At 67.3% G+C, this 25,319-nt stretch carries 27 protein-coding genes and 1 tRNA gene; 9 read left to right on the top strand and 19 right to left on the bottom strand.

Annotated elements, in window-relative coordinates:
- Nucleotides 1-348 precede the first annotated feature (348 nt).
- The 6 genes from LT948_RS09345 to LT948_RS09320 form a co-directional block, all read right to left on the bottom strand.
- A complete protein-coding gene (locus tag LT948_RS09345) occupies nt 349-1,569 on the bottom strand; it encodes a methyltransferase (protein WP_073657233.1) in 1,221 nt (406 codons plus the stop codon).
- Nucleotides 1,570-1,637: 68 nt separating this feature from the next.
- Nucleotides 1,638-2,330 (bottom strand): ABC transporter permease, encoded by a 693-nt coding sequence (locus LT948_RS09340; protein ID WP_003096163.1) that lies wholly within the window; start codon nt 2,328-2,330, stop codon nt 1,638-1,640.
- Nucleotides 2,327-3,022 (bottom strand): ABC transporter permease, encoded by a 696-nt coding sequence (locus tag LT948_RS09335; RefSeq protein WP_003105543.1) that lies wholly within the window; start codon nt 3,020-3,022, stop codon nt 2,327-2,329. Before LT948_RS09335 ends, LT948_RS09340 begins: the two co-directional genes overlap by 4 nt.
- 61 nt (nt 3,023-3,083) lie before the next feature.
- Nucleotides 3,084-3,836, bottom strand: coding sequence for an ABC transporter substrate-binding protein (locus LT948_RS09330; RefSeq protein ID WP_003096156.1), 753 nt, complete (start codon nt 3,834-3,836; stop codon nt 3,084-3,086).
- 14 nt (nt 3,837-3,850) lie between these two features.
- Complete coding sequence (locus LT948_RS09325) at nt 3,851-4,624, bottom strand: ABC transporter ATP-binding protein (protein WP_003096153.1); 774 nt, start codon at nt 4,622-4,624, stop codon at nt 3,851-3,853.
- Nucleotides 4,625-4,872: 248 nt separating this feature from the next.
- Nucleotides 4,873-5,562 (bottom strand): DUF502 domain-containing protein, encoded by a 690-nt coding sequence (locus tag LT948_RS09320; RefSeq protein ID WP_003135910.1) that lies wholly within the window; start codon nt 5,560-5,562, stop codon nt 4,873-4,875.
- Nucleotides 5,563-5,719: 157 nt separating this feature from the next.
- Here LT948_RS09320 and LT948_RS09315 point away from each other — a divergent pair, with 157 nt between their 5' ends.
- Nucleotides 5,720-6,457: an SDR family NAD(P)-dependent oxidoreductase gene (locus LT948_RS09315; protein ID WP_003096148.1), complete on the top strand. Its 738-nt coding sequence runs from the start codon at nt 5,720-5,722 to the stop codon at nt 6,455-6,457.
- A gap of 56 nt (nt 6,458-6,513) precedes the next feature.
- Here LT948_RS09315 and LT948_RS09310 read toward each other — a convergent pair.
- From LT948_RS09310 to LT948_RS09275, 8 genes are all read right to left on the bottom strand, one after another.
- Nucleotides 6,514-6,589: transfer RNA gene (locus tag LT948_RS09310), tRNA-Phe, on the bottom strand.
- 113 nt (nt 6,590-6,702) lie between these two features.
- Nucleotides 6,703-7,785 carry an oxidoreductase gene (locus LT948_RS09305; protein WP_003141881.1) on the bottom strand — a complete coding sequence of 361 codons (1,083 nt, stop codon included), beginning with the start codon at nt 7,783-7,785 and terminating at the stop codon, nt 6,703-6,705.
- 27 nt (nt 7,786-7,812) lie between these two features.
- The gene (locus LT948_RS09300) at nt 7,813-8,085 is read right to left on the bottom strand and encodes an oxidative damage protection protein (RefSeq protein ID WP_003096100.1); all 273 of its coding nucleotides are present in this window, start codon (nt 8,083-8,085) and stop codon (nt 7,813-7,815) included.
- A gap of 43 nt (nt 8,086-8,128) precedes the next feature.
- Nucleotides 8,129-9,196 carry an A/G-specific adenine glycosylase gene (mutY, locus tag LT948_RS09295; RefSeq protein ID WP_003096098.1) on the bottom strand — a complete coding sequence of 356 codons (1,068 nt, stop codon included), beginning with the start codon at nt 9,194-9,196 and terminating at the stop codon, nt 8,129-8,131.
- The gene (locus tag LT948_RS09290; RefSeq protein WP_003096096.1) at nt 9,193-11,445 is read right to left on the bottom strand and encodes an AsmA family protein; all 2,253 of its coding nucleotides are present in this window, start codon (nt 11,443-11,445) and stop codon (nt 9,193-9,195) included. The genes mutY and LT948_RS09290 overlap by 4 nt, the downstream gene beginning before the upstream one ends.
- 93 nt (nt 11,446-11,538) lie before the next feature.
- Nucleotides 11,539-12,645: an NAD(P)/FAD-dependent oxidoreductase gene (locus LT948_RS09285; protein ID WP_033954775.1), complete on the bottom strand. Its 1,107-nt coding sequence runs from the start codon at nt 12,643-12,645 to the stop codon at nt 11,539-11,541.
- Nucleotides 12,642-12,878, bottom strand: a complete 237-nt coding sequence (locus tag LT948_RS09280; protein ID WP_009314450.1) for a hypothetical protein — start codon at nt 12,876-12,878, stop codon at nt 12,642-12,644. Before LT948_RS09280 ends, LT948_RS09285 begins: the two co-directional genes overlap by 4 nt.
- A gap of 36 nt (nt 12,879-12,914) precedes the next feature.
- On the bottom strand, nt 12,915-13,313 hold the full coding sequence (locus LT948_RS09275) for an acetyl-CoA sensor PanZ family protein (protein ID WP_003135903.1): 399 nt from the start codon (nt 13,311-13,313) through the stop codon (nt 12,915-12,917).
- Nucleotides 13,314-13,473: 160 nt separating this feature from the next.
- On the opposite strand from LT948_RS09275, the gene hisB reads away from it, so the two are divergent.
- From hisB to LT948_RS09235, 8 genes are all read left to right on the top strand, one after another.
- Nucleotides 13,474-14,067, top strand: coding sequence for an imidazoleglycerol-phosphate dehydratase HisB (hisB, locus tag LT948_RS09270; RefSeq protein ID WP_003096088.1), 594 nt, complete (start codon nt 13,474-13,476; stop codon nt 14,065-14,067).
- Nucleotides 14,067-14,705 carry an imidazole glycerol phosphate synthase subunit HisH gene (gene hisH, locus LT948_RS09265; protein WP_023092720.1) on the top strand — a complete coding sequence of 213 codons (639 nt, stop codon included), beginning with the start codon at nt 14,067-14,069 and terminating at the stop codon, nt 14,703-14,705. Before hisB ends, hisH begins: the two co-directional genes overlap by 1 nt.
- Nucleotides 14,706-14,708: 3 nt before the next feature.
- Nucleotides 14,709-14,969, top strand: coding sequence for a DUF2164 domain-containing protein (locus LT948_RS09260; RefSeq protein WP_003111635.1), 261 nt, complete (start codon nt 14,709-14,711; stop codon nt 14,967-14,969).
- Between the two features lie 48 nt (nt 14,970-15,017).
- Nucleotides 15,018-15,755 carry a 1-(5-phosphoribosyl)-5-[(5-phosphoribosylamino)methylideneamino]imidazole-4-carboxamide isomerase gene (hisA, locus tag LT948_RS09255; protein WP_003106336.1) on the top strand — a complete coding sequence of 246 codons (738 nt, stop codon included), beginning with the start codon at nt 15,018-15,020 and terminating at the stop codon, nt 15,753-15,755.
- Nucleotides 15,756-15,765: 10 nt separating this feature from the next.
- Nucleotides 15,766-16,536, top strand: a complete 771-nt coding sequence (gene hisF, locus LT948_RS09250) for an imidazole glycerol phosphate synthase subunit HisF (protein WP_003106334.1) — start codon at nt 15,766-15,768, stop codon at nt 16,534-16,536.
- Between the two features lie 171 nt (nt 16,537-16,707).
- The gene (locus tag LT948_RS09245; protein ID WP_023092719.1) at nt 16,708-17,454 is read left to right on the top strand and encodes a substrate-binding periplasmic protein; all 747 of its coding nucleotides are present in this window, start codon (nt 16,708-16,710) and stop codon (nt 17,452-17,454) included.
- Nucleotides 17,455-17,544: 90 nt separating this feature from the next.
- The gene (locus tag LT948_RS09240; protein WP_003106330.1) at nt 17,545-18,297 is read left to right on the top strand and encodes a substrate-binding periplasmic protein; all 753 of its coding nucleotides are present in this window, start codon (nt 17,545-17,547) and stop codon (nt 18,295-18,297) included.
- Nucleotides 18,298-18,446: 149 nt separating this feature from the next.
- Nucleotides 18,447-19,202, top strand: a complete 756-nt coding sequence (locus LT948_RS09235; protein WP_003096075.1) for a substrate-binding periplasmic protein — start codon at nt 18,447-18,449, stop codon at nt 19,200-19,202.
- A 36-nt stretch (nt 19,203-19,238) separates the two neighbouring features.
- Here the strand turns inward: LT948_RS09235 and LT948_RS09230 are convergent, their stop codons facing one another.
- From LT948_RS09230 to LT948_RS09210, 5 genes are all read right to left on the bottom strand, one after another.
- Nucleotides 19,239-20,720: a hypothetical protein gene (locus tag LT948_RS09230; protein ID WP_023092718.1), complete on the bottom strand. Its 1,482-nt coding sequence runs from the start codon at nt 20,718-20,720 to the stop codon at nt 19,239-19,241.
- A 68-nt stretch (nt 20,721-20,788) separates the two neighbouring features.
- On the bottom strand, nt 20,789-21,562 hold the full coding sequence (locus LT948_RS09225) for a divergent polysaccharide deacetylase family protein (RefSeq protein ID WP_021263278.1): 774 nt from the start codon (nt 21,560-21,562) through the stop codon (nt 20,789-20,791).
- Complete coding sequence (gene cptA / locus LT948_RS09220; protein WP_003096067.1) at nt 21,562-22,872, bottom strand: proteolytic complex protein CptA; 1,311 nt, start codon at nt 22,870-22,872, stop codon at nt 21,562-21,564. Before cptA ends, LT948_RS09225 begins: the two co-directional genes overlap by 1 nt.
- Before the next feature lie 28 nt (nt 22,873-22,900).
- Nucleotides 22,901-24,187: a murein hydrolase activator EnvC family protein gene (locus LT948_RS09215; protein WP_003123645.1), complete on the bottom strand. Its 1,287-nt coding sequence runs from the start codon at nt 24,185-24,187 to the stop codon at nt 22,901-22,903.
- A gap of 149 nt (nt 24,188-24,336) precedes the next feature.
- A complete protein-coding gene (locus tag LT948_RS09210) occupies nt 24,337-25,155 on the bottom strand; it encodes a CPBP family intramembrane glutamic endopeptidase (protein ID WP_004365496.1) in 819 nt (272 codons plus the stop codon).
- Between the last annotated feature and the right edge of the window lie 164 nt (nt 25,156-25,319).

Below are 25,319 nucleotides of genomic sequence, written 5' to 3'. Positions count from 1 at the left end.
GCAGCGATTAACAAGAGGTCAACCGTTGCAATAAAAGAACAATCCGTTCCTTCGAACGTCATACGATGCCGTTTTGCAACTATTGCCGGTGCCGAAGTCCACTTTCGGATTAACCGGAAAGCCAGGCTTATGCACAAGCGGGCAAGGGATAGGAAGGAAACGCTCTAAGAGTCGCTGCGGTTATTTCGGTTGTTAACAAGATATTGTTTTATATGGATTTTATTTTTTCTGTTCATTTTTTGAACAGCATTGGCCGCCCCTGGATACGGGCCCCTCGGCAGATGTTTCCCAGAACTTGTCACCAGACTTATCCACAGGTTGTGTGGGCAACCATCCGGAACACCCGTATCAGCTGCGCTCCGCAAGGATCAGCAGGTTTCGCGGAGACAGGGAGGTCGGACAGAACTCGCCCAGGCGGACGCTATAGCCCTGTTCGACCAGATACAGGCAGCGGTCCAGCAGCAGCCAGAGTTCCAGCGGGCGGCGGAACAGGGCGCGCACCAGTTCCAGGTTGCGGACCATCGCTAGGCGCTTCCAGCCGGCCGCTTCCAGCGCCTGCCAGTCGCGCGCGGCCGGTTCGGGAAGTCCCTTGAGGGCGGCGAGTTCGCGACAGTAGTCGGCGTATGGACGTTCCAGCCAGGCCACCGGAAGGGAAGGCACGCTGAGGTACTGGTCGATTCCGCGTAGCTCGCGCTGCAGCAGGTCGAAACCCAGGCGCCGGGCCATCGACTGGTCGCGCTGGCGACGGACCCGTTGGCTGGCGGTGACGGTCTCGCTCAGGGGCAGGCGCAGGTCGTCGAGCGATAGCGCGAGCAGCGATTGGCCTGCCGCTTGCGAGAGCGGCTGGTAGAAAGGCCCCGGAATGCGGTTGTAGCAGCATGGCGCCACCGCCAGTTGGTGACAGCCGGCCTGGCTGGCCAGGCGCAGCAGGCGCAGGTGCAGTTCGCCGCAAGCGTGCAGGGCCACCGGCGTATGCCCGGGAAGCAGGCGCTCGGCGCAGTCCGCGGCCAGCACATCCTGGCGGAGGTGGTGGGCGGAGAGCCCCAGGCGGTCGCTCAGGCGCTGTCCGTCGGCGACCAGCGCGGGATCGTGTTCGAGGCAGGTCAGCGGTTGCCCCGCATGGGCCAGCAGGCGGCCCAGATGGCCCTTGCCGGAGCACCAGTCGAGCCAGTGGACGACCGGCCGGGCGAACTGCAGGCGCCCGGCGAACAGGCCGATCTGCTGCCACTTGCGTCCCGGTACGTCGACATTGAAGCGGTTCGGTGCCTGCGGGCGTTCCGCCAATGGCAGTTCGCCGACCGCGCCCAGCGCTGCGGCCTGGGCGGCGAGCTGCGGATAAGGCGCGGGCGCGGCCAGGCGGGTGGGCTGGTTGTGCTCCGCGTCGGCCTGTTCGAGGCTGCGCCCGCGCAGCCAGGACGCCAGCTCGGCGTGTTCGGCTTCCCACGCCAGGGTCGGTTCGCTGAACGGGCGGGGTCGCCAGAGCCGCTGGTGTTCGAGGAGGAACGCGTCCAGCGCGAGGAAGCGCTGCGACAGGGCGTCGCCAGTGAGGAACGGGAAGGTTTCGGACACGATGCGAGCGGCAGCGGGAAAACGGGGCGGCGATTATAGCCGCCCCGCAGGCATCGGAAAGCGCCCGCTCAGCGGCCCTGGGTGGCGTCGACCCGCAACCAGCGTTCGATCAGGCGGAAGATCCGCGTCAGCACGATGGTGATCACCAGGTACAGCGCGCCGGCCAGGCAGAAGAACAGCATCGATTCGTAGGTGCGGGCGATGATGGTCCGGGCCATGCCCATGATGTCGAACAGGGTCACGGTGTAGACCACCGCGCTGGCCTTGAGCATCAGGATCACTTCGTTGCTGTAGGCCGGCAGGCCGATGCGCACCGCGCGCGGCAGGATGATGTGCCAGAGCGCCTGGCGCCGCGACATGCCGAGGGCGCGGGCGGCCTCCACCTCGCCGACCGGCACCGAGTGGATCGCGCCGCGGAGGATCTCGGCGATATAGGCGGCGGTGTGCAGGGTCATGGTCAGCAGCGCGCACCAGTACGGATCGCGCAGGTAGGGCCAGAAGGCGCTCTTGCGCACTTCCTCGAACTGCGCCAGGCCGTAGTAGACGATGAACAGTTGCAGCAGCAGCGGCGTGCCGCGGAAGAAGAAGATGTAGGCGTACGGCACCGCGCGCACGTACCAGTGCCGCGAGGCGCGGGCGATGCCCAGCGGCAGGGCCAGGGCGAGCCCGGCGACCACCGCGATCGCCAGCAGCTCCAGGGTCAGCGCCGCGCCCTGGAGCATCTTCGGCATCCACTTGAGGATCAGCTCCCACTCGCTCATAGCTCGTTCCTCACGAAACCACGGCCGGCGCGACGTTCGAGGAAGTGCAGGGCGACCATGATGACGACCGTGAGGCTCAGGTAGATGGCGGCCGCGGTCATGTAGAAGGTGAAGGGTTCCTTGGTCGCGTTGGAGGCGACCTGCGCCTTGCGCATGATCTCGTCGAGGGTGATCAGCGACACCAGCGCGGTGTCCTTCAGCAGGATCAGGTACAGGTTGCCGAGGCCGGGCAGGGCGACCCGCCAGATCTGCGGCAGGACGATGCGCCAGAAGATCCGTCCGGGCGACAGGCCGAGCGCCTGGCCGGCCTCGCGATGGCCGCGCGGAATGGACAACAGCGCGCCGCGGAACACCTCGGTGGCGTAGGCGCCGAAGCACAGGCCGAGGGCCAGGGTGCCGGCGGCGAACGGCGAGAGTGCCAGGTCCGGCTTGCCGAAAAGGTCGCCGAGGGCGTTCAGGCCGCTCACCGTGCCGAAATAGATCATCAGTACCCAGAGCGTTTCCGGCACGCCACGGACGATGGTGGTGTAGGTGCCGCCGAGGAAGCGCAGGGCCGCGTACTTCGAAGTCTTCGCGATGGCGCCGAGGAGGCCGAGCAACAGCCCCACGCAGACCGCCGCCAGCGACAGCTTGAGGGTCATCCAGGTACCGGCGAGCAGTTGCTCGCCGAACCCATGCAGGTCGAGAATCATGAGAAGTCAGGCCTGAAGGCGGCCACCGCCGGGACGCGCCCGGCGGTGGCCTGGCTTGGCATCAATAGATGCTGAAGGGGAAGTACTTGTCGTTGATCTTCTTGTAGGTACCGTCGGCGACGATTTCCTTCAGCGCGGCGTTGAGCTTCTCGCGCAGCGGGTCGCCCTTGCGCACGGCGATACCGATCTTGTCGTTGTCGAACACCGGTTCGCCCTTGAACTCGAACTCCTTGCCGGCGTCGCTCTTCAGCCAGTCGTACTGCACGAACTTGTCGGCCAGCACGCCGTCCAGGCGCCCCGAGGAGAGGTCGAGGTAGGCGTTCTCCTGGGTGTCGTAGAGCTTGATGGTGACCACGTCGGCCATGTTGTCTTCCAGCCAGGTGCCGGCGATGGTGGCGCGCTGGGCGCCGATCACCTTGCCCTTCAGGGAGTCCTTGTCGGTCTTGAAGTCGACGCTCTTCGGCGCGACGAACTGCAGCTTGTTGGTGTAGTAGGGATCGGTGAAGTCGACCGCCTGCTTGCGCTCGTCGGTGATCGACATGGACGCGACGATGAAGTCGAACTTCTTGGCGTTCAACGCCGGGATGATGCCGTCCCAGTCGGAGGTCACCACCTCGCACTCGGTCTTCATCTTGGCGCACAGCGCCTTGCCGATGTCGAGGTCGAAGCCGACCGCCTGGCCGCTGGCATCGATGCCGTTGAAGGGCGGGTAGGCGCCTTCGGTGCCGATGCGCAGCTTGTCGGCGGCGCTGGCGTCGAGGGCGAAGGCCAGGGTTGCAGCGGCGGCCAGCAGGATCTTCTTATAGTTCTTCATGCGGTGTTGCTCCGTTAGCGGTGGCTGGACATGAACTGTTTGCAGCGCGCCGACTGGGGGTTTTCGAAAACCTGTTGCGGCGTTCCCTGCTCTTCTACCAGGCCCTGGTGGAGGAATACCACCTCGCTGGAAACCTGGCGGGCGAAGCTCATTTCGTGGGTGACCAGCAGCATGGTCCGGCCCTCTTCGGCGAGCGCACGGATCACGTTAAGCACTTCCTGTACCATTTCCGGGTCGAGCGCCGAGGTGGGCTCGTCGAACAGGATCACCTTGGGTTGCATGGCCAGGGTCCGGGCGATGGCCGCGCGCTGCTGCTGGCCGCCGGAAAGTTGCGCGGGATAGCTGTGGCGCTTGTCGGCGATGCCGACCTTGGCCAGCAGGCCCTCGGCGATCTCGATCGCTTCGGCCTTGCTCTTGCCCAGTACGCGACGCGGCGCCTCGATCACGTTGTCGAGGATGCTCATGTGCGGCCACAGGTTGAAATTCTGGAAGACGAAACCGAGTTCGCTGCGCAGCCGGTTGATCTGCTGGCTGTCGGCGGCGACCAGGTCGCCGTTCTTGCTCTTCTTCAGGCGCAGCTCTTCGCCGGAGACCAGGATCTGGCCCTGGTGCGGGTTCTCCAGCAGGTTGATGCAGCGCAGGAAGGTGGATTTGCCCGAGCCGGACGATCCGAGGATGGAGATCACGTCGCCGTCGCGGGCGGTGAGGGAGATGCCCTTGAGCACTTCGAGGTCGCCGTAGCGCTTGTGCAGGTTACGGATTTCCAGTGCGGGGGTGGCCTCGGCCATGGATTTTCCTCTTGTTATTCGGATTGGAAGGGCCTTCCTGGCGAAGGCAAGCTAGCACAGCGCTTCAACCGGAGCCAAGCAGGCTGCGTGCCTCTGGAGCGGGGTTGGCGGCATCTTGTCGCATCGCTGCAGTGCGCTGTCGCGTAGGAACAAAACTGTCGGCTTTCGAAGAAAACTCCTGGCGAACCCTGACCTGAAGCAGAGCCTGGAGGTCGGTGCGCGCCCCGTTCCCGGGCACGCAGGACCGCCTATGGAGCCGCCGGCGGCTGCTCCGCGCGCGGCTCCGCCAGCACCTTGGCGGCGGCCAGCGGCGGCGGTGGGGTGATGCCCATCGACACATAGATGCTGGTGAAGGTGTCCATGCCGATCTGTGCCGGTTTCACCCATTCCACCGGAACGTAGAGCAGGCCGCCGCCCACCGGGATCGGCGCGGTCGGCACCAGGATCGCGTAGTGCGCGCGGCCGTCCAGTTCCACCGCTTCGGGGTTGGGCATCAGCGCCAGCACGGCGGCGCCGTCGCCGCCGAAGAAACACCACACCGGACTCATCGCGGCGATGTCGGCGTCCTGCTTCTTGTCCAGCAGGCCGACGAAACGGTCGGCCAGGTTGTACAGGTTGCCGATCAGCGGGGTGCGCCGCAGGGTCAGGTCGAACAGGTTGGCCAGCGGCCGCTTCAGGCCTAGCTGTACGCCGAGGCCAAGCAGGTAGATGGCTACCAGCAGTAGCGCGGTACCGAGCAGGTAGGCCAGTGGCGAATCGCCGGCGAGCGGCTGGCCGATGGCGGCGAAGCCGCGACCGATCAGGCTGGATGGACCGACGAAGCGGTTCAGCAAGCTGACCACCCAGGCCAGCAAGGCTACGGTGAGTACCAGCGGCAGCATCACCAGCAGGCCGGCGAGCCAGGTGGCGAGCAGGGAGTTGAAGCTTTTCTTCAGCATCGATCGGGGTCCTGACAGGGTCCGCCTAGTCTATCGGCACTGCCTGGCTCACGCTCGGCCGTTCGCCGGGATGGGCGAAAGATCCGCCGCGGCGATTCGTCATTCCTTGTAGGCTGTGCGAGTCGCGTTCATTCCAGCAGGCCTTCACGGAGGGCGTATGGCGGAGAGAAAGACCCTGTTGCTGACCGGGGCGAGCCGCGGTATCGGGCATGCCACGGTGAAGTACTTCAATGCCGCGGGTTGGCGGGTGTTCACCGCGTCGCGGCAGAGCTGGGCCAGCGAATGTCCCTGGGCGGACGGCGAGGAAAACCACATCCATCTGGACCTGGAGGACATTCCCGGCGTCGAGGCCAGCCTGGAACTGATCCGCGAGAAGCTTGGCGACGGCCGGCTCCACGCGCTGGTGGACAATGCCGGCATCTCGCCCAAGGGCGAAGGCGGCGAGCGCCTCGGTGTGCTGGAAACCGACTACGCCACCTGGCTGCGGGTGTTCAACGTCAACCTGTTCTCCACCGCGCTGCTGGCGCGCGGCCTGTTCGCCGAGCTGAAGGCGGCGCAGGGAACGGTGATAAACGTGACCTCCATCGCTGGCTCGAAGGTGCATCCGTTCGCCGGGGTGGCCTACGCCACTTCCAAGGCGGCGTTGTCCGCGCTGACCCGCGAGATGGCCCACGACTTCGGCCCGCATGGGGTGCGGGTGAACGCCATCGCGCCGGGGGAGATCGACACCTCGATCCTGTCGCCGGGCACCGAGGAGATCGTCGAGCGCAGCATCCCGCTGCACCGCCTCGGCCGGCCGGAGGAGATCGCTTCGCTGATCTACTTCCTCTGCACCAGCGGCGCATCCTACGTGAATGGCGCGGAAATCCACGTCAACGGCGGGCAGCACGTCTAGGCGAACGGCGGAAAGCAAAAAGGCCCACCCGGAGGTGAGCCTTTTCGTCGTATTCATGGTGCCCAGGGACGGAATCGAACCGCCGACACGGGGATTTTCAATCCCCTGCTCTACCAACTGAGCTACCTGGGCAACGGGGCGCAATTAAACGGGTTTAGCGCGGCAGTGTCAACACCGGCGAAGAAATTTTTTTTGTTTTTTAACGCCTTACGATCCCCTCGCGGTTTCCGCCGGACTGCCGTGCCTCAGTTCCAGGCCTGGCGTTCCTCGTCGCGCAGCTCCACCGGCAGGCTCCGGCCTTCCTCGGCGGAGCGTCGTGCCAACTCCAGCAGGGCCATCAGCGCGCAGGCCTGTTGCGCCGACACCGGGTTGCGCGACTGACCGCGGATGGCGGCGGCTAGCGCCTGGTAGTAGCGGCTCTGGTCGCCAGCCGGGGTGACCAGCGACTGGCGCAGGCCCTGGCCGTCGATATGCTGCAACAGGTCGGGATCGCGGCCCCAGCCGGCGGAACCGGGGTGCAGTCCCTGGAGCAGTTGCGCTTCCTGGATGTCGGCGCCGGCCTTTAGCAGGCTGCCGTGGTCGCCGTGCACATTGAAGCGTGGCGCCGGATTGGCAGCGAGCATGCTGGCGCGCAGCGCCACCTGGCAGTGCGGATAGTCGAGCAGGACCTCGAACCAGTCGTCGGTCAGCGCGCCCTCGCGCAGCCGGCGCAGGTGTCCGTGCATACGCTGCGGTATGCCGAACAGGCACAGTGCCTGGTCGAGCAGGTGCGGGCCGAGGTCGAACCACAGCCCGGAGCCGGGCAGGTCGTGTTCGCGCCAGCGGTCGCGGACCTGCGGACGGAAGCGCTCGATGGCCGACTCGAAGTAGCGCACCGGGCCGATGCTGCCGGCCTGCAGGGCGGCCTCCACGGCGAGGAAGTCGCTGTCGAAGCGCCGGTTCTGGAACACCGAGAGGACCTGGCCAGGCCGTTCGCGGGCGAGGTCGGCGAGGCGCCGGGCTTCGGCCAGGGTGACGGTGAACGGCTTGTCCACCACCACGTGCTTGCCGGCGCGCAAGGCCCGTTCGGCGAGGCTGGCGTGGGTGGCATTGGGCGAGGCGATGACCACCAGGTCGATGTCGGCGGCCTCGATGGCCTCATCCGGATCGGCGCTGACCCGGGCTTCGGGCAGGTCGGCGTGCACCCGCACAGGGTCGCGGGAGACCACGTGCTCCAGGCACAACGCCGGTACCGCGCGGATCAGCGGGGCGTGGAAGGTCTTGCCGGCGAAGCCGTAGCCGATCAGCGCGGTGCGGATCGGAGGCAGGCCAGAGAGGGATGGGGTCATGGCGGCCTCCGTCGGGCGGGGTGGGGCTCAGGCGGATGGCGGCACGTAGCCGTCGGCCTTGGCGTAGTCCTCGCCGGAGAGGAACTTGTCCATCTCCTGCTGGAGGAACTTGCGGTCCTCGGCGTTCATCATGTTCAGGCGACGCTCGTTGATCAGCATGGTCTGGTGCTTCTGCCACTCGTCCCAGGCCTTGCGCGACACGTTGTTGTAGATGTCCTCGCCCTTCGCGCCAGGATACGGCGGACGGTCGAGGCCGGGCAGCTCTTCGTGGTACTTGCGGCACATCACGGTGCGGCTCATGGTCGTTCTCCTGCAGTTGCCGCCGGGCCCGTGGGCCCGGCATTCACGCGGTCGTGCCGCGTCCGAGTTCCTGTTCTGCGCGCTTGAGCAGCTTCTTCACCGGAGCGGCGAGGCCCAGGCGCGGCGGGGTGGCGAGGTTATACCAGAGCCAGTCGCCCTCGGCCACGGCGCGCGGAGCGCCTTCCACCGCCACCAGCCAGGGCTCGATGGCGAGCTGGAAATGACTGAAGGTATGGGTCAGGCCGCTCAGTTCGCGGCGCTCGCCGAGGGCCAGGGAATGGCGCGCGGCGAGCGGTTCGAGGCCGTCGAGGTCGTCCAGTTCGGGGAGGCTCCAGAGCCCGCCCCAGAGTCCGCTGGAAGGCCGCCGGTAGAGCAGTATGGCGCCGTCGCGGTTGGCCAGGATCGGCATCAGCGTGCGCTTCTGCGGCAACGCCTTGCGCGGCTTGGGCTGCGGATAATCGGCTTCGCGGCCGAGCAGGTGCGCGCGGCAGCCGGAGACCAGCGGGCAAAGCAGGCAACTGGGCTTGCTGCGCGTGCAGAGGGTGGCGCCGAGGTCCATCATCGCCTGGGTGTAGTGGTTGACCCGTGCGTGCGGGGTGAAGCGTTCGGCGGCCTCCCACAGCGCCCTGGCCACCTTCGGTTCGCCGGGATAGCCGTCCTGCGCCAGGTAGCGCGCCAGTACGCGCTTGACGTTGCCGTCGAGGATCGGTGCGCGCAGGCCCATCGACAGGCTGGCGATGGCTCCAGCGGTGGAGCGGCCGATGCCGGGCAGTTCGGCGAGCTGCTCGACGTCGCGGGGGAACTCCCCGGCATGCCGCTCGACCACGATCTGCGCGGTCTTGTGCAGGTTGCGCGCACGGCTGTAGTAGCCGAGCCCGGTCCACAGGTGCAGGACTTCGTCCTCGGCCGCCGCGGCCAGTGCCTCGACGTCGGGCAACGCTGCCATGAAACGGTCGAAGTAACCGAGCACGGTGCTGACCTGGGTCTGTTGCAGCATGATTTCCGAGACCCACACCCGGTAGGGGGTGATGCCCTGCTGCCAGGGCAGGTCCTTGCGACCGTGACGGTCGTACCAGTCGAGGACCGCGCCGTTGAAGCCTTCAGGTGTCATTTGCGGTTGAACAGCCCTTTGAGTGCGTCTTTCAGCTCCGGACTGACCTTGTCGCCGAGCTTCTCTTCGAGTTTTTCGTTGAGGCGATTGCCGGCCAGTTTCGCGGCGACCTTGCCCAGGCCTTCCTTGTCCAGGCGGCAGGCCTTGGCGCCGAGTTCCAGCGGGCCGCGGCAGAGCAGCGGCCATTCGATGCCGGCGTAGCGCTGGTTGACCTGGCAGGCCGGGTCCGGCATGTCGCTCTTGTCGCCCTGGATCTCCACGCCGATGCGATAGTCCATGCCCAGCACGCGCAGGTCGATATCGCCGTGGCCGCTGACCGCCAGGCCGGGAATGGCGACCTTCAGGTCAGGGTTGCTGGCCACGCCGTTGGTGAAGTTCAGGCTGCCCTTGAGCTCGCGGAAAGGCGTGTCCTTGCCGCCGTGGGTACCGGCAAGGGCCTTGCGGTTGAGGGTAGCGATGCCCTGGCAGAGCTGTTGTTCCAGGTTGGCGTCGAGCAGCACGCCGTTGATCAGGCTGAAGCGTGCGCTGCCGTTGAGATGGTCGATCCAGGACTTCTCGCTGTTGCCGCTGGTGCGGATGTCGGCGTCGAGGTCGAGCAGCCCCTTCACCGGCGGTTTCTTGCCCTGGGCTTCGAGCAAGCGCTCCACCGGCACGTTGGCGATGTGCTTGGTGGCGGTCAACACGGCGCTGTCCTGGCGTACGTCGAGGTTGGCCTTGGCGTTGAAGCGGCCGTTGTACAGCCCGCCGCGCATGTCGTCGAGGCTGATCACGCCGCCCTGGCCACGCAGCTTCAGGCTGGCGTCGTCGATCGGCAGCTTCTCGACGGTCAGCCGACCGAAGTTCAGCGCCACGTCCAGGTCGAGCTTGCGCAGGGTCGCCATGGGCAGCAACGGCGCGTCGCTCCAGGCCTGCCTGGTCGGTTTTTCCGGTAGCGGCGTGTTGCCCTGGGCGGCACTGGCCACGGTGGCGTCGACTTCCGCCTTGCGCGTGGCGCTGGCGGCATCCTGGGCCTGCTTGGCCTTGGCCGGCAGGTAGCGGTCGAGGTCGAGCTTGTCGCCCTTGAGCTGGGCGCGCAGCGATTGCCTGGCGAAATCGGCGATGCCGAAGCGGCCGCTGAAGGCGGTGTCGTCCAGACCCAGCTTGAGGTCTTCGAGATTCAGGCTGTTGCGGCTGCCGGCCAGGCGGGTGTTCAGCTCGAACTTGCCGAGGGTGTTGGCGTCGGCCATGGCCGGCAGGGTCACACCGATGCCGGCGAGGAACTCGCGCAGGTTCATCGGCGCGATCGACAGGCCGCCGCTGAACTTGGCGTCCTTGTCCAGCTCGCGGGCCTTCAGTTCGCCGAGGGCGCGCAACTGGTTGACGCTCAGCTTCAGACCGTTCCACTCGGCGATCTGCGCCGACTGGTCGAGCAGCAACTGGCCCTGGGCGGAGAAGGTGGCGGTCTTGCCTTGCAGCGGCTCGCCCGAGGCCTCGCCGGAGAGCCTGGCGTCTTCCAACTGGTAGCGCCTGAGCGCGGTGTCGAAGCGCAGGTTGCCGGTCAGCTCGGTCTTGACCCGCACCACCGGCTGGTTGGTGCCGAGGTAGGCGTTGAGCTTCAGCGGAATGCTGCTGCCTTCGCGAATGGCGCCGGTACTCAGCTCGATGCCCTCGACGTTGTACTGCTTGCCGCTGGCTTCGTCGGTGTAGGTGACGCGGGCGTTGTTGACGTTGAGGCTGTCGATGTCGAGCTTGATCGGGGTGCGCGGGCTGTCGTTCTGCGGCGCCTGCTCGGGTGCCTGCGCCTGGGCGCCCTTGCCGTCCGCTGCCGGCGGGGTGGCGGAAGGAGCGGACGGGGCCTGGGGCTGGGCCGGCTTGCCGATGTTTTCCCAGTTGCCCTTGCCCTGCTTGTCGCGGACCAGGTCCAGGCTCAGGCCTTCGACGCGGATCGCGCTCATCTGCACGTCCTTGCGCAGCAGCGGCAGGACCCGCACCGACAGGCCGAGCATCTGCAGGTCGGCGAACGGCTTGGTCGGCGTGGCGGTACTGGCGATGCTGGTGTCGTGCAGCTCCAGGCCCAGCCAGGGGAACAGGCTCCAGCCGATGTCGCCCTTCAGGTCCAGCTCCAGGTTGGCCTTGTCGCGGGCGATCTGGCGGATTTCGTCCTTGTAGTCATTGGGATCGAACAGGTGGGTCAGGGCGAAGCCCAGGGCCACGACGAGCAGTAAGAGTCCCAGGAAGAACAGCCCCAGGACCTTGCCGAATGCTTTCATGGACGAATCCTTTGTGCTGGCAGCGGTGAATGTGCGGGCGAGTATAACAACGCCGTTTTGCCAGGCCGACCCTGCGCGCGGCGAAACCTCGTCTCAGAGTGCGCGGGCGACCCGTTCGGCGAGCGCCAGGCTGGCGGTGAGGCCGGGCGACTCGATGCCGAACAGGTTGACCAGGCCGGGCAGGTCGTGTTCGGCAGGGGTTTGGATGATGAAGTCGGCGGCGGGTTCCCCCGGCCCACCGAGCTTGGGCCGGATGCCGGCGTAGCCGGCGGCCAGGCGCCGAGGATCGATGCCGGGGAAGTAGCGCGAGATGGCCTGGGCGAAGGCGGGGCGGAGGGATTCGTCGACGCGGTAGTCGAGGTTGTCCACGTAATTCACGTCGGGACCGAAGCGCAACTGGCCACCGAGGTCGAGGGTGGCGTGGATGCCGAGCCCGGCGGTGCGCGCCTCGGGCATCGGGTAGACCAGGTGGCGGAACGGCGAGCGGCCGCTGTAGGAGAAATAGCGCCCCTGGCACAGGTGCAGCGCCGGCACCAGGCGCGGATCGAGGCCTTCGGTGCGTTGCGCCAGCGCCTGGGCGAACAGGCCGCCGGCATTGACCACCCAGCCCGCGCGCAACCGGAACGCTTCGCCGACGCTCTGTCCTTCGGCGCGCCAGCCGCCGGCGTGGCGCTCCAGGCGGTCGACCCGGGTGTCCAGCGCCAGTTGTGCGCCGTGGCGCTCGGCGACGGCCTGCAGCGATTGCAGGTAGGCGTGGCTGTCGATGATTCCCGTGCTCGGCGAGAGCAGGGCGGCGACCCCGCGGACCTGGGGCTCCAGCGCGCGCAGCGTGGTGCCGTCCAGCGGCATCAGGTCGTCGACCCCGCAGGCGCGGGCGTTGGCCGCCAGGGCCTGAAGCTTCTCGCGCTCGTTTTCCTCCACCGCCACCAGCAGCTTGCCGATGCGCCGGTGGCCGACGCCGTGGCGGGCGCACCAGGCGTACAGGCGTTCGCGGCCTTCCAGGCAGAGATCGGCCTTGAGCGAGCCGGGCGGGTAGTAGAGGCCGGCGTGGATCACTTCGGAATTGCGACTGGAGGTGTGGCTACCGACCAGCCGTTCGCGCTCCGCCACCAGTACGCCGTGGCCGGCTTCGGCCAGGCGCGCGGCGCAGGCCAGGCCGAGGGCGCCGGCGCCGACTACCAGTACGTCGACGTCGTTCATGCGTCGCTGGCTGCGCGCTGCAGCACGGCGACGATCGCTGCCCGCGCCTGCGGGCTGTTCTTCCAGCAACTGGAGCCGGTCAGGGCCGCGCCTTGGGCGAGGATGCTCGCGGCATCGCTGTCGCGCAGCCGGACGAAACTGTCCAGGCCCATCTGTTCCAGGCGTTGCAGCACGGTCGGGCCGACTCCCTTGAGGGCGAGCAGGGCGGTGCGTTCGGCGGTGGAAAAGGACATGGCGAAGCTCCTTGGCTGGGACCGCCGCCGAGCATATCAGAGGCTGTCCAGCGGCAGCCCGTGGCGCGCGGCGAGGGCGCGGGATTCCAGGTGCCCGTCCGGGGCGACCAGGCGCAGCGGCTTGCCGGCTTCGGCGGCCAGGCGTCGGGCTTCGTCGAGGAGGCGTCGGCCGACCCCGCGGCCGCGGGTGATGCCGCGCACGCAGAGGTGCGACAGCTGCCAGGCGTCGCCGCCGCGCCGCAGCAGGGCGGCACCCAGCAGGCGGTCGTTGAAGCGCCCGGCGATCAGCTCGCCGGCGGCCAGCCCGGCCGCGACCAGCGCCGCGCCGTCGGCATGCGGGGCGAACAGCCAGTCCGGTGCGTCGGCGTAGATCTTCGCCAGGTCCAGGCGATCCTGGGCGCTGGGTTGGGCGAGGGTTTCGACGATCACGGGCATGCGGCTCTCCGCGGCGGGATGAAAGGAGCGCAGTGTAAGGCCTGGCCCGCCGCCCGTGGGACGATTCGCGCCGACGGTCGCGGCTGGCAGCGCCAGCCCGGGCCTGCCTATAATGCTGGCCCTCTTATAATTACGTGCAGTGTTAGCTGTGGAGCTGGTGATGGCCGAACGCAAGGCATCCGTCGCGCGCGACACCCTGGAGACCCAGATCAAGGTCTCCATCGACCTGGATGGGACCGGCAAGGCCCGGTTCGATACCGGGGTTCCCTTCCTCGACCACATGATGGACCAGATCGCCCGCCACGGCCTGATCGACCTGGACATCGAGTGCAAGGGCGACCTGCATATCGACGATCACCACACCGTCGAGGACATCGGCATCACCCTCGGCCAGGCCTTCGCCAAGGCCATCGGCGACAAGAAGGGCATCCGCCGCTACGGCCACGCCTACGTGCCCCTCGATGAGGCGCTGTCGCGGGTGGTCATCGACTTCTCCGGGCGGCCCGGCCTGCAGATGCACGTTCCCTTTACCCGTGCCAGCGTCGGCGGCTTCGACGTCGACCTGTTCATGGAATTCTTCCAGGGCTTCGTCAACCACGCCCAGGTGACCCTGCACATCGACAACCTGCGCGGGCACAACACCCACCACCAGATCGAGACCGTGTTCAAGGCCTTCGGCCGCGCGCTGCGCATGGCCATCGAGCTGGACGAGCGGATGGCCGGGCAGATGCCGTCGACCAAAGGGTGCCTGTGATGCAGACGGTAGCCGTGATCGACTACGGCATGGGCAACCTGCACTCGGTGGCCAAGGCCCTCGAGCACGTCGGTGCCGGCCGGGTGCTGGTGAGCAGCGACGCGGCAGTGATCCGCGAGGCCGACCGGGTGGTGTTCCCCGGGGTCGGCGCGATCCGCGACTGCATGGCCGAGATCCGCCGCCTGGGCTTCGACGCCCTGGTCCGCGAGGTCAGCCAGGACCGCCCGTTCCTCGGCATCTGCGTCGGCATGCAGGCATTGCTGGAGTGCAGCGAGGAGAACGACGGGGTCGACTGCATCGGTCTGTTCCCCGGCCAGGTGCGCTTCTTCGGCAAGGACCTGCACGAAGCCGGCGAGCACCTGAAGGTGCCGCACATGGGCTGGAACCAGGTGAGCCAGGCGGTGGAGCACCCGCTGTGGCACGAGATTCCCGACCAGGCGCGCTTCTACTTCGTGCACAGCTACTACATCGAGGCCGGCAATCCGCGCCAGGTGGTGGGGCACGGGCACTACGGCGTCGATTTCGCCGCCGCGCTGGCCGAAGGCTCGCGTTTCGCCGTGCAGTTCCACCCGGAAAAGAGCCATACCCACGGCCTGCAACTGCTGCAGAACTTCGTGGCCTGGGACGGGCGCTGGTAGGCCATGGCCAGGGCGAAGAGCAAGACGCCGATCCTCCAGCTGGACGCCGCGCAGACCCAGGACGCGGCTCTGGCGATCAAGCGCTTCATGGAGGACCGCTTCGAACTGGAGCTGGGCTCCTTCGAAGCCGAGGAACTGCTCGATTTCTTCGCCCGCGAGTTCGCCCCGTACTTCTACAACAAGGCCATCCTCGACGTGCAGTCGTACCTGAAGGAACGGTTCGAAAGCATCGAGAGCGATGTCTGGGCGCTGGAAAAGAGTTGAGTTTCCGCGCGCCTGCCCACCGAATACAGACTTGAACAGGGTTCACCGATGCTGATCATTCCCGCGATCGACTTGAAAGACGGCGCCTGCGTGCGTCTGCGCCAGGGCCTGATGGAAGACGCCACGGTCTTCTCCGACGATCCGGTGGCGATGGCCGCCAAATGGGTCGATGGCGGTTGCCGCCGCTTGCACCTGGTGGACCTGAACGGCGCTTTCGAAGGCAAGCCGGTCAACGGCGAGGTGGTCACCGCCATCGCCCGTCGCTACCCGGACCTGCCGATCCAGATCGGTGGCGGCATCCGCTCGCTGGAAACCATCGAGCATTACGTTCGCGCCGGCGTCAGCTACGTCATCATCGGCACCAAGGCGGTCAAGCAGCCTGAGTTCGTCGGCGAGGCCTGCCGCGCCTTCCCGGGCAAGGTCATCGTCGGCCTGGATGCCAAGGACGGTTTCGTCGCCACCGACGGCTGGGCCGAGGTCAGCGAAGTCCAGGTGATCGACCTGGCTCGTCGCTTCGAGGCCGACGGGGTGTCCGCCATCGTCTACACGGATATTTCCAAGGACGGCATGATGCAGGGCTGCAACGTCGAGGCTACCGCCGCGCTGGCCAATGCCACGCGGATCCCGGTGATCGCCTCCGGCGGCATCCACAATCTCGGCGACATCCAGAAGCTGCTGGACGCCCGCACCCCGGGGATCATCGGCGCCATCACCGGCCGGGCGATCTACGAAGGCACCCTGGACGTGGCCGAAGCCCAGGCGCTGTGCGACAACTTCAAGGCCTGAGGCGAACCGCATGGCACTGGCAAAACGCATCATCCCCTGCCTCGACGTGGACAATGGCCGAGTGGTCAAGGGCGTCAAGTTCGAGAACATCCGCGACGCCGGCGATCCGGTCGAGATCGCCCGCCGCTACGACGAGCAGGGTGCCGACGAGATCACCTTCCTCGACATCACCGCCAGCGTCGACGGGCGCGACACCACCCTGCATACCGTCGAGCGCATGGCCAGCCAGGTGTTCATTCCGCTGACCGTGGGCGGCGGCGTACGCAGCGTGCAGGACATCCGCAACCTGTTGAATGCCGGCGCGGACAAGGTCTCGATCAACACCGCCGCGGTGTTCAACCCCGAGTTCGTCGGTGAGGCCGCCGACCGCTTCGGCTCGCAGTGCATCGTGGTCGCCATCGACGCGAAGAAGGTTTCCGCCCCGGGCGAGGCGCCGCGCTGGGAAATCTTCACCCATGGCGGGCGCAAGCCCACCGGGCTGGATGCCGTGCTCTGGGCGAAGAAGATGGAAGACCTGGGCGCTGGCGAGATTCTCCTGACCAGCATGGACCAGGACGGCGTGAAGAGCGGTTACGACCTGGGCGTGACCCGCGCCATCAGCGAGGCGGTGAACGTACCGGTGATCGCTTCCGGCGGCGTCGGCAACCTGGAGCACCTGGCCGCCGGCATCCTCGAGGGCAAGGCCGACGCGGTGCTCGCGGCGAGCATCTTCCACTTCGGCGAGTACACCGTGCCGGAAGCCAAGGCCTACCTGGCCAGCCGCGGTATCGTGGTGCGCTGAGGCACGTTGCGCCGCAGCGCACAGGGCCGGTGATCGGCTAGCCATTCCTGAGCGCGAGTCGACACTCGCGCGGCTTTCTTTCAGGTACAGTCACGCCCCCCGCATCAGGTGCCGCTAGAGCGCCGATGCCCTGCCATAACGACAAACATTGCGACCGACAGGGAGTCCTCCATGTCCATCTTCCGTCTGGCTCTCGGCTGCGTCGGCAGCCTGGCCCTGCTATGCGCTAGCGCCCTGGCGCGCGCCGAAACCCTGGTCCTGCTGACCGAGAACCTGGTGCCGTTCAACATGGCGGTGAACGGCGGCAACTACGCCAAGAACGATGGCATCAGCGGCATCAGCACCGATACCGTGCGCGCCGCCTGCGAGCGCGCGCAGATCGAGTGCCAGCTGATCCTGCGTTTCCCCTGGGACCGGGTCTACCAGCAGGCGCTGAGCGAGCCCGGCTATGGCTTGTTTTCCACCGCCCGTACGCCGGAGCGCGAGGACAAGTTCAAGTGGGTCGGCCCGCTGGCGGTCAACGACTGGGTACTGATGGCCCGCGGCGACAGCAGCATCCACCTGAACAGCCTGGAAGACGCCGCGCGCTATCGCATCGGCGGCTACAAGAACGACGCCATCAGCCAGCACCTGGTCGACCGCGGCCTGCAGGTGCAATTGGCGCTGCGCGACAACGAGAACGTCGACAAGCTGGCCAGCGGGCAGATCGATCTCTGGGTCACCGCCGATCCGAGCGGGCGCTACGTCGCCCAGCGCGAGGGCCTCAAGGAGGTGAAGGTGGTCCAGCGTTTCCATACCGCCGAGCTGTTCCTGGCGCTGAACAAGGACACCCCGGACGAGCTGGTGCAGAAGTTGCAAACGGCGGTCGACGCGCTGCGCAGCGAAGGCTTGTTGAAGCAGATCCGCGAGCGCTACTGACGCCTCGCCGGCGATGCTGGCAAAAGGCTGGCCTGGCGGCGCGGCGCTGGTTATTCTGCCTCGCTCCAGGCCCCTGACAGGATGACAACAATGCAAAGAAGCCTGCTCTTCGCGCTGCTCGCAACCCTGCTGTTGGTCGGCGGCGCGCGCGCCGAAACCGATCCCGACTACAGCATGGTCCTGCTCACGGAGAACTTCCCGCCGTACAACATGGCGATCAACGGCAAGAACTTCGCCCAGGAAGACAACATCGACGGCATCGCCGTGGATATCGTCCGCGAGATGTTCAAGCGCGCCGGCATCAAGTACAGCCTGACCCTGCGTTTCCCCTGGGACCGCATCTACAAGCTGGCGCTGGAGAAGCCCGGCTACGGGGTGTTCGTCACCGCCCGCCTGGCCGAGCGCGAGGACAAGTTCAAGTGGGTCGGTCCGATCGGCCCGGACGACTGGGTGCTGCTGGCCAAAGGCGACAGCCCGATCACCCTGGGCAGCCTGGACGAGGCGAAGAAATACCGGATCGGCGCCTACAAGGGCGATGCCATCGCCGAGTTCCTCGGCAAGAACGGTTTCGAGGCCGACCTGGCGCTACGCGACCAGGAAAACGCGCAGAAGCTGGTCAAGGGCCAGATCGACCTCTGGGCCAGCGGCGATCCCGCCGGGCGCTACCTGGCCAAGCAGGAAGGCGTGACCGGCCTGAAGACGGTGCTGCGCTTCAACAGCGACCAACTGTACCTGGCGCTCAACCGCGAGACTCCCGACGAAGTGGTGCAGAAGCTCCAGGCAGCCCTGGACGGCATGCGCAAGGAAGGCTTCGTCGAGGACATCCTCAACAGCTATCTCTGATTCGCTCCGTCCGGCCGACAGGGGGCCGGGCGGGGAAACGCCTTTGCCGGCCCCGCCGGCAATGCCATGGAAGGCCGACGAGCCAGGTATTTCGTCCTGACGCAGGGATGCCGCTAGCCAATAACGATAACCAAGCGAGCGGTGTGACCATGCTGAAAGTCCTGATCCAGACCCTGATCCTGGGGGTGTTGCTGGGGGCCTCCGCGGCCCGTGCCGAATTGCCCGCCGACTACAAGGTGGTGCTGCTGACCGAGAACTTCCCGCCCTTCAACATGGCGGTGGATGACAAGAACTTCGCCCGCGACGACGGCATCGACGGCATCAGTGCCGACATCGTCCGGGAGATGTTCAGGCGCGCCGGCATCGGCTATTCCCTGAGCCTGCGCTTCCCCTGGGACCGCCTGTACCGGTTGACCCTGGACAAGCCCGGCTACGGGCTGTTCTCCATGACCTACACCCCCGAGCGGGTGCCGCAGTTCAAGTGGGTCGGCCCGCTGGCCGACACCAGTTGGGTGTTGCTGGCGCCGGCCGGCAGCAAGATCGCCGTGAAGAATCTCAAGGACGCCGCCCGCTACAAGCTCGGCGCCTACAAGAACGACGCGGTCAGCCAGCACCTGGAAGCCCAGGGCATCCCGGTGATCAATGCCCTGCGCGACCAGGAAAACGTGAAGAAGCTTACCGGCGGGCAGATCGACCTGTGGGCCACCACCGATCCGGTCGGTCGCTACCTGGCCAAGCAGGAAGGCGTGTCCGGCCTGCAGACGGTGCTGCGTTTCAACGAGGCCAAGCTCTACCTGGCGTTGAACAAGGACACTCCGGACGAGGTGGTGGAGCGCCTGCAAAAGGCCCTGGAGCAGATGCGCCAGGAAGGCTTCGTCGACGAAGCCGTCGCCAACTACCTCTGACTGGCGGGCGCCCCTCCGCCGGTGCGGCGAGGGGGCTCAGTCCAGGTCGTAGGCCTGGACGCCGAGGTCGCGGCTGTCGTACCAGTTGCCGCGGGCCCAGAACACCCGGTCGTGCGCCTCGTCGAAACCGAGCACGCCGAGGTAGCCGGCGATGTCCAGGCGGCGCCAGGATGATCCCCAGTCGTCCGAGTAGTACACCGCGTTGGCGGAGACGCTCGCCGGCTCCTCGTCGGGATACAGCCACAGCGGCACTTCGTAGTGGCTCATGGTGTTGGCCAGCAGCACATTCCTGCCCATGTAGAACTCGCGCAGCCCGGAACTGGACGGCAGGGGCCAGAACGGGCTGGGCAGCTTGCCGGTGATCTTCCATTCGAGCGCGTCGCGATCGAGCTCGGCGATCAGCGAGCGCGATTCGTCCGGGTGGTCGAGCACTGCGATCACCCGACCGTCCGTGTTCTGTTCCAGGCGCTCGACGGCCACGCCGTCGGTGCGCCGGATCGCGCCCATCTGCCAGCGTCCGCCCTCGCGGCGCAGTTCGGCCTGGGTGGTGACCAATACCGAGCTGGTCAGGTAGCGCCCTTCGGGCGGGCCATAGCGGAAGGTCTGGCTTACCCAGATCGCGGCGCGCTCCGCGTCCAGTTGGGCGACGTGTGCCTTGATCTGCCCGTGCTTGCCGTTGTAGTCGCCCCAGTTGACGCCGTTCGGCGCCAACTCGCGGGCGTAGGCGAGGTCGACCAGCAGCGGCGCGGAGGTGGCGATCGACTCGACGCTGGCGCCGCGGTCGGGCGAATAGAACAGCCCGCTCGGCTGGCCGGGTTCCCGGCCGCCATCGGCACCGCCGTATTCGAAATCACCCCAGACCCAGACTTCGTCCTTGCCGTGGAAGCGCGGTGCGAGAGCCCAGCCCAGTCGATTCGCCTCGGCCATGAAGCCTTCCTCGAGCCGCCGCCAGCTCTTGCCCTGGTCGTCGCTGCGCAGCACCACTGTCTGCTCGCGCTGACCGTTGTCCTTGCCCGGGCGCCGCAGGCCGGTGAGCAGGAAGACGCTGGAACCGTCCGGCGTGACTTCCAGGCAGGCGGTCTCGCCGAGCCGCGCCACTTCGTGGAATACGCCGTCCGCGCCCAGGCGCGAGACATAGGTGGTTTCCGGATCGCCGCCGGATAGCAGCATGCCGTTGAGGAAGTTGAAGAGGTGGGGTTCGGATTCTTCTTCCCTGGGCTGGGCGGCCGCCACCAGGTCCAGGTCGATGACGCCCTCGGGCAGTGCCTGCTCATCGCGGCCGACCTCGCGCCGGCCTACCAGCCAGGTACCGGCGGGCGTCGCCCGCACGCCGGTGCAGAATTGCTCCATGGCGCGCTGGTCGATGTTCTCGACCTTGCCGACGGTGCTCTCGCCGGGGCTGGCGCCGCCTATCTCGAACTTGGCGCTGGTGAGGATCCAGATGAAACCGAGGGGAATCGCGCCAGCGACCAGCAGGGCGGCGGCGAGCAGGGGCATGGGAGGGGAAGGGCGGGCCATCGGTGCGTCCGTGCAGGAATGACGAGGGCGTCACCTTAACCGCTGCCGCGACGCCGGTAAACCCGGGTTCAGTGCGGAGCCTGGCGTGGGTTGACGTTGCGGTTGCCGCGCTCGCCGATGAGCATCTGCGGCGGTACCAGCTCGATGCCCTGGGCGCGCAGCTTCGGCAGCTCCCGCGCCAGCACGTCGAGGGTGGCCTTGTGCGGGTGGCCGATGAGCAACGCCGAACCCTGCTTGCGGGCCAGGGCGACGCCGGCCTGCAGTTGTGCGGAGACCGCTTCCGGTGTGGCTTCGTTGTCGAGGAACACATCGCGCGAGACGCTCGCCAGGCCGATCCGCTGCGCCTCGCTGGCGGCCACGGTGGCGGCGCTGGTGCGGCTGTCGACCAGGTACAGGCCGCGACGCTGGAGTTCCTCGGCGAGCCAGGCCATCGCCGGGCGCACCGCGGTCATGCGGCTGCCCTCGTGGTTGTTCAGGCCCTGCACGAACGGCACCTTGGCCAGCGCCGCGTCCAGCCGCCGCGCACGCTCTTCCTGGGTCAGCTCCGGCCGCCAGGCGTAGGGACCGCCGGCTGGGTCCATCGGCATGTGCAGGATCACCGTGCGCCCGCGCTGGTGCGCCTCGCGGGCCAGTTCGGCGGCATGCGGGGTTTCCGGGATGATCGCCAGGGTTACGCCGGGGGGCAGGTCGAGGACCCGGCGGTCGCGTGCCAGGTTCTGCCCGAGGTCGTCGATGACCACGGTCAGCAGCGGCGGGCGCTGGTAGGGGACGGGGTCCTGGCGGGCCTGGGCCTGGTTGAACAGCAGGCACAGGCCCAGCAGGACAACGCGGAACGCCGACATCAGTTGCCGCGGGTGACGCTCAGGCCTTTCAGCAGACTAAGGGCCTGGCTGAGCTGGTAGTCGGAATCCTGCGGGCGCTCGCTCGGCGCGGCACGCTTGCCGGTGGGGCGGTCGGCGCCGCCGTTGCCGTTGGCCAGGTGGCCCTGCAGGTCGGCTTCCTTGAAGCCCTCGAAGCTGCTCCGCTCCTGGGTCACCTTGGCGCGTCCGACCTCGATGTCCGGAACGATGCCCTGGGCCTGGATGGAGCGCCCGTTGGGGGTGTAGTAGAGCGCGGTGGTGAGCTTCAGGGCGCGGTCGTTGTTCAGCGGCAGCACGGTCTGCACCGAGCCCTTGCCGAAGCTGTCGGTGCCCATCAGGATCGCGCGCTTCTGGTCCTGCAGGGCACCGGCGACGATTTCCGCCGCCGAGGCGCTGCCACCGTTGATCAGCACCACCAGCGGAACCTTGTCGCTGGGATCGGCCGGGTCGGCGCTGAAGCGCAGCTCGGAGTTGGCGATGCGGCCCTTGGTGTAGACGATCAGGCCCTTGGTGAGGAAGGCGTCGGCTACCTCGACGGCGGACTGCAGCACGCCGCCGGGGTTGTTGCGCAGGTCCAGGACCAGGCCCTTGAGACGGCCCTTGTTGTCCTTGCGCAGCTGGTTCAGCGCCTTGACCACTTCCTCGCCGGTGTTGACCTGGAACTGGGTGATGCGCAGGTAGGCGTAGCCGGGTTCTAGGACCTGGCTCTTGACGCTCTTGACCTTGATGATGGCGCGCTTGAGTTCGACGTCGAACGGTCTGCCGCCATCGCGGACGATGGTCAGGGTGATCGGGGAGCCGGCCTTGCCGCGCATGCTGTCGACCGCTTCGGTCATCGACTGGCCCTTGGTCGGCTTGCCGTCGATCTGCACGATCAGGTCGCCGGGCTGGATGCCGGCGCGGGCCGCGGGGGTGTCGTCGATCGGCGAGACCACCTTGATGAAGCCGTCTTCGCTGCCGACCTCGATGCCCAGACCGCCGAACTCGCCGCTGGTGCTTTCCTGCAGCTCGGCGAAGTCCTCCGGGCCGAGGTAGGCGGAGTGCGGGTCGAGGTTGCTGAGCATGCCCTTGATGGCGTTCTCCAGCAGGGTCTTGTCGTCCACTGGCTCGACGTAGGCGGCCTTCACCCGGTCGAGAACCTCGGCGAAGGTACGCAGCTCGTCGAGGGGCAGCGGGGCACTGCTACCGTTGGCCAGTGGCGCGGCGTCGGCCGGGGCGTCGGCAGCCTGGGCCGCGCCCGCGCCGAGCAGCAGGGCCAGCGCCAGGGTGGTGGGACGGAAGCAATGCAGCATGTTCAGCTCCTAATCACGAGTTCGGCGCCTATCCCTGTGCGCGGCACCAGGTAGTAGGGTCCGCCGGGCGGCCCTGATGGCGAATGGCGAAGTACACGGCCGGGCTACTCTGGCCGCCGCTGGTTCCAACGGTGGCGATCGGGTCTCCGGCCTTCACGGTGTCGCCGGCGTCTTTCAGCAGGCTTTGATTATGGCCATAAAGGCTGAGGTAGCCGCCACCGTGGTCGAGGATGACCAACAGGCCGGCTCCGCGCAACCAGTCGGCGAATACCACGCGTCCGCCGTGCACCGCGCGGACGGTGCTGCCGGCGCTCGCCGAAATCAGTACGCCGTCCCATTTCGCCCGCGGATCGTCGCCGCGCTGGCTGCCGAAGCGCGCCACGACGCGGCCATTCACCGGCCACGGCAGCTTGCCGCGGGCCGAGCCGAACGCGCCGCCGTAGACCGCGCCAGTGCTTGAGACCAGCGGGCCCGGCGCAGGTTCGCGCGGCGGGCTGGTGACTCGTCCGGGGGCGGCCTGCTGCTGGCGCGCACGCTCGCGTTCGGCGGCCAGCGCGCGCTGGCGCTCGCGCTCCGCCGCGGCGGCGGCTTCGCGGGCCTGGCGGGCCAGGGTTTCCTCGATGGTCCGCAGTACCTTGGCCAGCTCGGCCTGGTCCTGTTGGCGGGACTTGAGCTTCTGGTCGCGTTCGCGGTAGTCGCTGTTCAGCTTGGCCAGGGCTTGCTGGCGCTCCTTGCGGGTCGCTGCCAGCGCCTCGCGGCGGCTGTCCAGCTCGCCTTGCTTGCTCAGTTGTTCGGCTTTCTGCGCAGAGATGTCCTGCTCGACGTTGGCCAACTGGCGGAGGGTTTCGTTGAAGCTGGCGAGCTGTTCGAGACGGGCTTTGTTGATGTAGTCGTAGTAGGTGAGGGTGCGGCTGAATTTTTCCGGGTGTTCCTGGTTCAGCAGCAGCTTCAGGTACTCCTCGCGTCCACTCTGGTAGGCCGCGCGGGCCTGGATGGCGAGGAGGCGCTGCTGCTCAATGCGCGCGTCCTGGAGTTTTTTTTTCTCCCCATCCAGCCGTTTCAGCTCGGCTTCGCTCTTGTCCAGCTCGTCCTGCAGGGCCTTGATCTGTTTTTCCAGGTCGCCCATTTCGGTCTCGGTGGACTTCAGCTGCTTCTGCACGCCGCTCTTTTCCTGCTGGATGCCGTCCAGCAGCTTCTTCAGCTCGCCGATGTCCTTCTGCGTCTGTTCCAGCTGGCGTTGGGTGTCGGCGCGCTCGTCGGCGAAGGCCGGAGCGAGACAGGCGAGGGATAGCAGGAGAGGAAGGAGGCGGAGCATGGGGTGGCGGGCACCTGGGAATTGGACCGGCCTAGTATGCCCGTGGCCGCCGTTAAAAAAAACGCCCCGCACCGCGCGCTGTGGGGCGCTTCCACGTATTTCAGCCGGATGGCAGCGGCGGATGTCGTCGACGACGAAGGCCACGGACATCAGGCGGGTCTGTAGAGCGGGTAGGTGAACAGCAGCAGATGCGTCAGGTTCAGCCCGAAGTGGAACAGCGTCGCCACCCACAGGCGGCCGCTCCACAGCCAGGCCAACCCGTAGATCAGCCCGGCGAGGCCGGCGAACAGCATCAGCAGCGGGCCGCCGGCGAAGTGCGCCAGGCCGAACAGCGCCGAGGCCAGCGCCAGGGCGGGCCAGGGGCCCAGCCATTGGCCCAGGCGTTGCTGCAGGTAGCCGCGGAACAGCGCTTCCTCGGCAAGGGAAACGAAGAACAGGTTGGCCAGGACGAACTGCCAGAGCCAGGCCGGCGCGTGGAGTTCCGGCCGCAGCAGGCCGACGCCGACAGCCAGCAGAAGCAGCGCCGGCACCGCCGCCACGAGCAGCAGCCAGTGCCAGGGGCGGCCGGGAGCGCGGGCTTCGTCGCGGAACAGGCTCGGCAGGCAGGCCAGTAGCAGGAACGGCACCAGTGCCTTGTCGAAGTTGAAGTACATGGTGAACGGCAGGCTCTGCGGGCCGACCACCGCCTTGTCCAGGACCCTGGGGTTGGCGAAGCCGGGTAGCAGGTGCAGGAACAGGCCCACCGCGCCGGCGACCAGCAGCAGCTCCAGGCCCAGGGCCCAGGCGCGGCGTGCCGCCAGGCGCCGGCGCAACAGGGCGAGGACGCCCAGTACAGCCAGGGCGGCGACCGCAGGCGGAGCGAGAACTCCGTCGTAGAAGGCGAGGCAGCAGGTCGCGAGCAGCAAGGCGAGAGCCAGCAGGCGCTGGAAGGACAGGGCGAGGAGCGAGGTGGCGAGGAGGAACCACATCGGCGGAAATCCTTGTAGGGCAGATGGAAAAGACAGCGCGGGCAAGGCTAGCACGGGCCTCGGCGACGTAGCGGGAGGTAGGGGGAAGACGCGGAAAATGAAAACCGCGGCACACGTCTCGAGGTCGCGTGGCCAGGCCTGGCGGCCGATCGGCAGCGTTAAAG

Source organism: Pseudomonas sp. CP-1 (assembly GCF_021213715.1).
Lineage (GTDB): Bacteria > Pseudomonadota > Gammaproteobacteria > Pseudomonadales > Pseudomonadaceae > Pseudomonas > Pseudomonas aeruginosa.
This window is presented reverse-complemented; position numbering and strand designations above follow the sequence as displayed.

Bases quoted from the DNA above. Each gene is read 5' to 3' on its own strand.
- LT948_RS09340 (WP_003096163.1), bottom strand. From the start codon at position 2,330: ATGAGCGAGTGGGAGCTGATCCTCAAGTGGATGCCGAAGATGCTCCAG.
- LT948_RS09335 (WP_003105543.1), bottom strand. From the start codon at position 3,022: ATGATTCTCGACCTGCATGGGTTCGGCGAGCAACTGCTCGCCGGTACC.
- LT948_RS09330 (WP_003096156.1), bottom strand. From the start codon at position 3,836: ATGAAGAACTATAAGAAGATCCTGCTGGCCGCCGCTGCAACCCTGGCC.
- LT948_RS09325 (WP_003096153.1), bottom strand. From the start codon at position 4,624: ATGGCCGAGGCCACCCCCGCACTGGAAATCCGTAACCTGCACAAGCGC.
- LT948_RS09320 (WP_003135910.1), bottom strand. From the start codon at position 5,562: ATGCTGAAGAAAAGCTTCAACTCCCTGCTCGCCACCTGGCTCGCCGGC.
- LT948_RS09315 (WP_003096148.1), top strand. From the start codon at position 5,720: ATGGCGGAGAGAAAGACCCTGTTGCTGACCGGGGCGAGCCGCGGTATC.
- LT948_RS09305 (WP_003141881.1), bottom strand. From the start codon at position 7,785: ATGACCCCATCCCTCTCTGGCCTGCCTCCGATCCGCACCGCGCTGATC.
- LT948_RS09300 (WP_003096100.1), bottom strand. From the start codon at position 8,085: ATGAGCCGCACCGTGATGTGCCGCAAGTACCACGAAGAGCTGCCCGGC.
- mutY (WP_003096098.1), bottom strand. From the start codon at position 9,196: ATGACACCTGAAGGCTTCAACGGCGCGGTCCTCGACTGGTACGACCGT.
- LT948_RS09290 (WP_003096096.1), bottom strand. From the start codon at position 11,445: ATGAAAGCATTCGGCAAGGTCCTGGGGCTGTTCTTCCTGGGACTCTTA.
- LT948_RS09285 (WP_033954775.1), bottom strand. From the start codon at position 12,645: ATGAACGACGTCGACGTACTGGTAGTCGGCGCCGGCGCCCTCGGCCTG.
- LT948_RS09280 (WP_009314450.1), bottom strand. From the start codon at position 12,878: ATGTCCTTTTCCACCGCCGAACGCACCGCCCTGCTCGCCCTCAAGGGA.
- LT948_RS09275 (WP_003135903.1), bottom strand. From the start codon at position 13,313: ATGCCCGTGATCGTCGAAACCCTCGCCCAACCCAGCGCCCAGGATCGC.
- hisB (WP_003096088.1), top strand. From the start codon at position 13,474: ATGGCCGAACGCAAGGCATCCGTCGCGCGCGACACCCTGGAGACCCAG.
- hisH (WP_023092720.1), top strand. From the start codon at position 14,067: ATGCAGACGGTAGCCGTGATCGACTACGGCATGGGCAACCTGCACTCG.
- LT948_RS09260 (WP_003111635.1), top strand. From the start codon at position 14,709: ATGGCCAGGGCGAAGAGCAAGACGCCGATCCTCCAGCTGGACGCCGCG.
- hisA (WP_003106336.1), top strand. From the start codon at position 15,018: ATGCTGATCATTCCCGCGATCGACTTGAAAGACGGCGCCTGCGTGCGT.
- hisF (WP_003106334.1), top strand. From the start codon at position 15,766: ATGGCACTGGCAAAACGCATCATCCCCTGCCTCGACGTGGACAATGGC.
- LT948_RS09245 (WP_023092719.1), top strand. From the start codon at position 16,708: ATGTCCATCTTCCGTCTGGCTCTCGGCTGCGTCGGCAGCCTGGCCCTG.
- LT948_RS09240 (WP_003106330.1), top strand. From the start codon at position 17,545: ATGCAAAGAAGCCTGCTCTTCGCGCTGCTCGCAACCCTGCTGTTGGTC.
- LT948_RS09235 (WP_003096075.1), top strand. From the start codon at position 18,447: ATGCTGAAAGTCCTGATCCAGACCCTGATCCTGGGGGTGTTGCTGGGG.
- LT948_RS09230 (WP_023092718.1), bottom strand. From the start codon at position 20,720: ATGGCCCGCCCTTCCCCTCCCATGCCCCTGCTCGCCGCCGCCCTGCTG.
- LT948_RS09225 (WP_021263278.1), bottom strand. From the start codon at position 21,562: ATGTCGGCGTTCCGCGTTGTCCTGCTGGGCCTGTGCCTGCTGTTCAAC.
- cptA (WP_003096067.1), bottom strand. From the start codon at position 22,872: ATGCTGCATTGCTTCCGTCCCACCACCCTGGCGCTGGCCCTGCTGCTC.
- LT948_RS09215 (WP_003123645.1), bottom strand. From the start codon at position 24,187: ATGCTCCGCCTCCTTCCTCTCCTGCTATCCCTCGCCTGTCTCGCTCCG.
- LT948_RS09210 (WP_004365496.1), bottom strand. From the start codon at position 25,155: ATGTGGTTCCTCCTCGCCACCTCGCTCCTCGCCCTGTCCTTCCAGCGC.